Here is a 6,002-nt window from a genome sequence, read left to right on the forward strand (position 1 = left end):
CGGCCCGGGCGCCGCGGCCCGGGCCGGTCGCGTCGCCGGGGCTCAGTTGCGCTCCCGGTCCACCATCTTGCCGGCGGTGATCCACGGCATCATGTCGCGGAGCTTCTCGCCCACTTCCTCGATCTGGTGCGCGTCGTTGAGGCGCCGCGTCGCCTTGAACATCGGCTGGCCCACGCTGCACTCCTGCATCCAGTCGCGCGTGAAGCGGCCCGTCTGGATGTCGGTCAGGATCGCCTTCATCCGCGCCTTCGTCTCGTCGTAGGGCAGCACCCGCGGCCCGCTGACGTATTCGCCGTACTCGGCGGTGTTCGAGATCGAGTAGTTCATGTTGGCGATGCCGCCCTCGTAGATCAGGTCCACGATCAGCTTCACCTCGTGCAGGCACTCGAAATAGGCCATCTCGGGCGCGTAGCCCGCCTCGACCAGCGTCTCGAAGCCCGCGCGGATCAGTTCCACGAGGCCGCCGCAGAGCACCGCCTGCTCGCCGAAGAGATCGGTCTCGCACTCCTCCTGGAAGGTCGTCTCGATGATCCCGGAGCGCCCGCCGCCGATCGCGGCGCAGTAGGACAGACCGAGCTCCAGCGCCTTTCCGGAGGCGTCGTTCTGCACCGCGACGAGGCAGGGCACGCCGCCGCCCTTGACGTATTCGCCGCGCACCGTGTGGCCGGGGCCCTTCGGCGCCATCATGATGACGTCGACGCCCGGCTTCGGCTCGATCAGCCCGAAATGCACGTTGAGCCCGTGCGCGAAGGCGATCGCCGCGCCCTCCTTCAGGTTGTCGTGCACGTACGTCCGGTAGGTCTCGGCCTGCAGCTCGTCAGGCATGGTGAACATCATCAGGTCGCACCAGGCCGCCGCCTCGGCGATGCCCATGACCGACAGCCCCTCGGCCTCGGCCTTCTTCGCGCTCGCCGACCCCTCGCGGAGCGCCACGACCACGTTGCGCGCGCCCGAGTCGCGCAGGTTCAGCGCATGGGCGTGCCCCTGGCTGCCGTAGCCGAGGATCGCCACCTTCTTGTCCTTGATCAGGTTAATGTCGCAGTCGCGGTCGTAATAGACGCGCATCGCTCGCCCTCCTTGGATCCTGTCAATGCCGCGCACTCTAGGCCGCTACGACGGAGAAGGGATTTTGTTTCACCCGCGAAAAGGCTATACTGCGCAACGACCATTCATCGAACAGGGCTTAATGGCGCAATCCATGCTCGACGACCTCGACCGCCGCCTCCTCCGCCAACTGCAGGCCGACCCGGGCCAGAGCATGGCCGCGCTCGCCGACCGGGCAGCGACCACCCCCTCCGTCGCCTCGCGCCGCCTCGCGCGGCTGCGCGCCGCGGGCGTCCTGCGCGGCACGCGCGCGGTGATCGACTGGCGCGCGCTCGGCTGGTCGGTGGAGGTCTCGCTGCGCTTCACCCTCGACAAGACGCAGCCCGACGCCTTCGACGCCTTCCTCGCCGCCGCCCGCGCGGTGCCCGAAGTGCTGGAGATCCAGACCTTCCTCGGCTCCGTCGACGCGCGCCTCGCGGTGATCGCCCGCGACATGGCGCATTACCAGCGCATCTACCGCGAGCGCATCCTGACCCTGCCGCATATCGCCGACATCGAGGCCCTGATGCATGTCGCGCGCCTCGAGGAGCGCGAGGCGCTTCCGCTGTGACCCTCGACGCCACCGACCGCGCCCTCCTGCGCCTCGTGGCCGAGGACGCCACGCGCTCCGCCGCCGAGCTCGGCCGCGCCCTCGGCATCTCGCAGCCCGCCGCCTGGCGCCGGCTCCGGCGGCTGGAGGCCTCGGGCGTCATCCGCGCGCGCCGCCTCGACATCGACCCGCAGGCGGCCGGCTTCGGCGTCACCGTCTTTCTCGGGGTGAAACTCGCCGCCAAGGGCCGCGCGAGCCTCGAGGACTTCGAGCGCGCCGCCGCCGCCATCCCCGAGGTGCAGACGATCGAGCACATCCTCGGCCTCTACGACTACCGCCTGCGCGTCGTCGCCCGAGACATCCCCGATTTCGAACGCCTCCTGCGCCGGCGCATCATGACGCTCCCCGGCGCCGGCGCGGTCGAGGCCAACGTCCTCCTCTCCGAGGAACGTCGCCCCGGCCCGCTCTGACGGCGCGCCCATCATCTTGGCTCAAATACTCTCGGGGGGTGAATTGGCCGCAGGCCAAGAGGGGGGCGGACAGCCCCCCTGCCCCGGCCGGCGGCATCGCTCGCGCAGACCGCGGCGTGCGTCGCGGGGCGTGCGCGCGACCGACCCCCGGGATCCCGGGCCGTCGGGGGACCGCATTCGGCCCGCGCGCGGATGCGGATCGCCCCGCCGCCGTTTCGGACATCCCCGATCTCCCGATCCGGCCGCAGCGGCAGCGCGGACGCGAGGAACCGGCACAAGGGACGATGGCGCGGATGGATCCGGGGGACCGTCGTCGCCGCCCGCTCCGGACGGTATCGCGAACGGCCGGGAGAACGCTCCGAGACCCCCGAAGCGCCGAGGCCGGCAAAACGAACGACAGCATGATCGGCGTGGACGTGGCAAGACGTGTTGTCCCGCTCCCGCGCTGCGACGATGACGGGCCACGCGACGTTTCGCGAGACGCTGACGCCCGGGCGGGCCCGTCGGTTCATGGCCGAACGGCGGTCCTGCAGGGGGCCGTTCGAGGCCCGCGGCAGCGCCGGCTCCCGGGCGCGCGAGATGGCGGTCATGTCCCGGGCCGTGGTGCGGGAACTGGCGACAACCTGCTTCGACGTAGCTGGTGTCGCGCGTTCACCGGGCGGCGCGCGTCGTCGCGAGCCTCGTCACACCTGCCCCACCAGCCCGGCCGCGCGGCGCGACGGCGCGCCGCTGATCCTGCCCGTGGACCTGCCGCCGGTGGATCTGCCGCCGGTGAAGCTGGACCCGGTGGTGGCTGCGGGCTGCGCGCTGCCTCCCGCGGCGGCTGCGGGACCGGACGCGCCCGCTCTCTGATCCCCGACAGACCGCCTGCGCCGGTGCCGGGCCGGGGCGGGGCGTCGCACACCCTCCCGCCTCGCGGCGCGCCGCGCGCCGTCTCCCGGCCGGCCCGTGTCCGGCCGGGCGGAGCGGTGCGCCGTCCCACAGAGATGACAGGAGCTTTTCCGTGCCCATCAAAACCCTTCGTGACCTCCTCGCCGACGACGATCTGCTGCGCGACGCCTTCGACGATCTCGGCGCCTACCCGAATGTCTCCCCCGAGGCCCTCTCGCGCCGCGCCCGCATGATCGGGCTGGCCGGAGAGGCGCTGGTCGACAGCCTCCTGCTGCGCCACGGCCTTCTCCCTTCGCCGGTGCCCGACGGCTCGTCCTCCGACCGCTTGCTCCCGCTCGCCCGCCGCACCGTGCGGCTGCAGATCAAGACCCGGACCCGCGCCAGCGCGCGGGGCTACGAGTTCCGCATGCAGAAAGGCTATCGGGGCAACCCATCGGGCCGGCGGAATTACGCGCCCGGGGACTTCGATCTCGCGGCCCTCGTCGCGCTGCCGCTGAACACCGTGCTCTTCACGGCCGCCCGGGGCTCCCAGCTCCTCATGCCGCGGGCGGCGCTCGCCCGGCTCGCGGAGCGCCCGCTCGCGAGCCTCGATGCCGCGCTGCGCGATCTCGACCTGCCGGCCCCGGCGGCGGCGCCCGGCGCCGCCTGAGCGAACGGCGTAATCACCGCCGCGCCCGCGCGGGCTGCCTCGCGGCCCGCGCTCCGTCCGCCTTCGATGGAGTTTTCCGCCATGCCGACGACCCCGTCTCCCGCCCGCGCGCCGCGCGGCACCGCCGCCCGGCCGGACTGGCTGGCCTTCGCGCGCGAGCTGCTGCGTGCGCTCGCCGACGACCCGCTCACCCGTGAGACGCTCTGGCCCGACGGCCTGTCCCCCGCCGCCGAGCGCGCGCTCTCGGCGCCGGGCGCCGATGCCGCGCTCGCCGATATCCGCCCGCCCGAGGAGGTCGCCGAGATGCTCGCCGCCGGCGAGGACCCCTTCCGCGTGCCCGCCGAGCCGCAGGCGGGGGTGCCCGAGACCCCGGCGCCGCCGCGCGCCACCGGGCTGCAGGCGCTCCTGCGCCTCTGCGCCGCTCTGCCCGACGCCGCCGCGCTCGAGGACGCGCTCCTCCGCCCCGGCGCCGTCACGCTGATCGAGAGCGGCGACGCGGGCCTGACCCGCGCGCTCTCGCGGCTCGTCCCGGTCCTGCCGGCCGTGCGGCGCGCGCCCCTCCAGCCGGTGATCCACTGCGTCGAGGACGCGCTGAGCGCGCGCGCCCCGCAGCCGGACGAGATCTGGCCCGAGCTCGCGCGCGAGCTGCGCGAGGCGCTCGAGAGCCACCGCCCCGTCGTGCTGATCGCGCCGGGCGCCGCGCGCCTGCCGCGCGCACCAGGAGCTCGTCGACGGGCAGATCCGCGACATCGCATGTCGGCCGTTAGGTCAGGCCGCGACGCGCGGCGATCTCCCGGGCCACCGCCAGCCGCGTGGCGGCGTCATCGGATCGACTGGCGAGCTGCGCTTCCCGCCCTCCGATCAGGCCTTCCCAGACCGCCGTCGCCGTCCGGGCCGCCACCAGGCGCGCGTCCGTCTTCAGTGACACCCATACCTCGCGCCGCGGCTCCACCTCCGCGAACCGCACCGGCATGCGCCGCCGCAGGTGCCACGTGCCGCCCCGCATGATCAGCGGCATCTGACCCTCCACATCACCCCGGCGTGTAGCAAAATATGTCGCAGAATCGGGCGCAGAGAAATGGCGTACCCGCGAGAAACGCGGCGCATGGCAGCCCAGGCCCTTGATTGAAGGACATATTTTTTCGCCGAGGGGATCGTTAAGCTGGCGGAGCGACAGGGAGAGAGTTCAAACACCTTTTTCGAGCAGCTGGAGGAGCTCGGGAAGTTGTTTACAGCGCTTGGGGACTGAACGGTGGCGCTATCGAGCGTCGCGCCCTCATGCCGGCAACGGTCGAAGTCACGATGCTGCTGCCGTTGCTAATTTTTCTGCAGGGGTTGTGGCCGCGAATGCATCCGCGGCCACGCCCGGCAGGACCAACAATTTCGCACCTGTGCCGTCTATGCGGACTTACTCATGGCATTCCGATGGTACTCAAGAGCTGACTCTGCGGCGAGGCGGTCCGCGACGCGCCAGCCGATCTCGGCTAACGCCGCAAGCGCGCGGCGCACTTCCGCGAGCCTTCGGCCCGTCGCGCTGCCCCCGACGAGGCAGAGTTGACCCTCCTCACTGCGCACCTCTGATGGACCACCGCCTTCTTGATCGATGATATCGTCGAGTGCCGCCACAAGATCACCGACATACCCCAATACCTCGGGGGTAAAGAGCTCCGGTCCCGCCGTGGCAGTTGCCAGATCGTCGAGGAGCCCGGCCATATCTTCGGGGAGAATCGCCCGATTTTCGGCGAGCGTTCTTGAGAGCACGCGCCGCCGGGCAAAAGCTTCGGCGGCGCTGACCGATAGGTCGGTGAAAGTGTCTTGAACGTGTTTCATGGTTTCTCCTGATTGACGCCCGGACTCTGGCGCGGGCTGTCAGGATCGGGGCGCGGCTTATGCCTGTCCTGTGGAGCTTGTGCCCTATCGCTGTAGAACTACCCGATACGGCACGCTCAGAGCGCCTCGGCCTTTCGCACCGGTCAACTGGACAAACTTTCGCAGCTCTATAGGTCTTCTTCCATACAGAATTATATGAGCAAGGATCCGCAGGTGCCCTTTTCGCTTTTGAGGCATCGTTGGAGGACTGAGATGGTTTCGACACTGCAGCTACGCGCGGCACTGCAGCCAACAACGGTATGGGGCTACATAGACTACCGTGAGCTCCCACGCCCTGTAAAGCTGCGATTACAAATACCTTTACATTCGAGGGCATGGTCTCTTTTTTCTTAAAGCGAGTCAAAATACGCCAGTTTTTAGACACTACGACTTGCACGTTGCCGCGATTAATCTTGATATGGGCCGACATCCGAGTCGGCGAAGCATGTGAAACAAAATATTTGCTGTGAACCGGCATGGAAAAAGGACC

General features: G+C 70.0%; 7 protein-coding genes. 4 read left to right on the forward strand and 3 right to left on the reverse strand.

Annotated features, from left to right (window positions below; genetic code table 11):
• Positions 1-42 precede the first annotated feature (42 nt).
• Positions 43-1,065, reverse strand: a complete 1,023-nt coding sequence (gene ilvC, locus DRV84_RS08400; protein WP_115979436.1) for a ketol-acid reductoisomerase — start codon at positions 1,063-1,065, stop codon at positions 43-45.
• Positions 1,066-1,198: 133 nt separating this feature from the next.
• Here ilvC and DRV84_RS08405 point away from each other — a divergent pair, with 133 nt between their 5' ends.
• The 4 genes from DRV84_RS08405 (at position 1,199) to DRV84_RS08420 (ending at position 3,643) form a co-directional block, all read left to right on the forward strand.
• Positions 1,199-1,654: an Lrp/AsnC family transcriptional regulator gene (locus tag DRV84_RS08405; RefSeq protein ID WP_115979446.1), complete on the forward strand. Its 456-nt coding sequence runs from the start codon at positions 1,199-1,201 to the stop codon at positions 1,652-1,654.
• Complete coding sequence (locus DRV84_RS08410; protein WP_115979437.1) at positions 1,651-2,103, forward strand: Lrp/AsnC family transcriptional regulator; 453 nt, start codon at positions 1,651-1,653, stop codon at positions 2,101-2,103. The genes DRV84_RS08405 and DRV84_RS08410 overlap by 4 nt, the downstream gene beginning before the upstream one ends.
• 453 nt (positions 2,104-2,556) lie before the next feature.
• Complete coding sequence (locus tag DRV84_RS08415) at positions 2,557-2,955, forward strand: hypothetical protein (RefSeq protein ID WP_147298843.1); 399 nt, start codon at positions 2,557-2,559, stop codon at positions 2,953-2,955.
• Between the two features lie 151 nt (positions 2,956-3,106).
• Positions 3,107-3,643 (forward strand): hypothetical protein, encoded by a 537-nt coding sequence (locus DRV84_RS08420; protein WP_115979439.1) that lies wholly within the window; start codon positions 3,107-3,109, stop codon positions 3,641-3,643.
• Between the two features lie 763 nt (positions 3,644-4,406).
• Here the strand turns inward: DRV84_RS08420 and DRV84_RS16235 are convergent.
• Together DRV84_RS16235 and DRV84_RS08430 are read right to left on the reverse strand one after the other, a co-directional pair.
• A complete protein-coding gene (locus DRV84_RS16235) occupies positions 4,407-4,661 on the reverse strand; it encodes a DUF6538 domain-containing protein (RefSeq protein WP_115979440.1) in 255 nt (84 codons plus the stop codon).
• 380 nt (positions 4,662-5,041) lie between these two features.
• Positions 5,042-5,473 (reverse strand): hypothetical protein, encoded by a 432-nt coding sequence (locus DRV84_RS08430; protein ID WP_115979441.1) that lies wholly within the window; start codon positions 5,471-5,473, stop codon positions 5,042-5,044.
• Between the last annotated feature and the right edge of the window lie 529 nt (positions 5,474-6,002).

Origin of the sequence: Rhodosalinus sediminis, from assembly GCF_003385555.1 — a bacterium.
GTDB lineage: Bacteria > Pseudomonadota > Alphaproteobacteria > Rhodobacterales > Rhodobacteraceae > Rhodosalinus > Rhodosalinus sediminis.

Bases quoted from the DNA above. Each gene is read 5' to 3' on its own strand.
- ilvC (WP_115979436.1), bottom strand. From the start codon at position 1,065: ATGCGCGTCTATTACGACCGCGACTGCGACATTAACCTGATCAAGGAC.
- DRV84_RS08405 (WP_115979446.1), top strand. From the start codon at position 1,199: ATGCTCGACGACCTCGACCGCCGCCTCCTCCGCCAACTGCAGGCCGAC.
- DRV84_RS08415 (WP_147298843.1), top strand. From the start codon at position 2,557: ATGACGGGCCACGCGACGTTTCGCGAGACGCTGACGCCCGGGCGGGCC.
- DRV84_RS16235 (WP_115979440.1), bottom strand. From the start codon at position 4,661: ATGCCGCTGATCATGCGGGGCGGCACGTGGCACCTGCGGCGGCGCATG.
- DRV84_RS08430 (WP_115979441.1), bottom strand. From the start codon at position 5,473: ATGAAACACGTTCAAGACACTTTCACCGACCTATCGGTCAGCGCCGCC.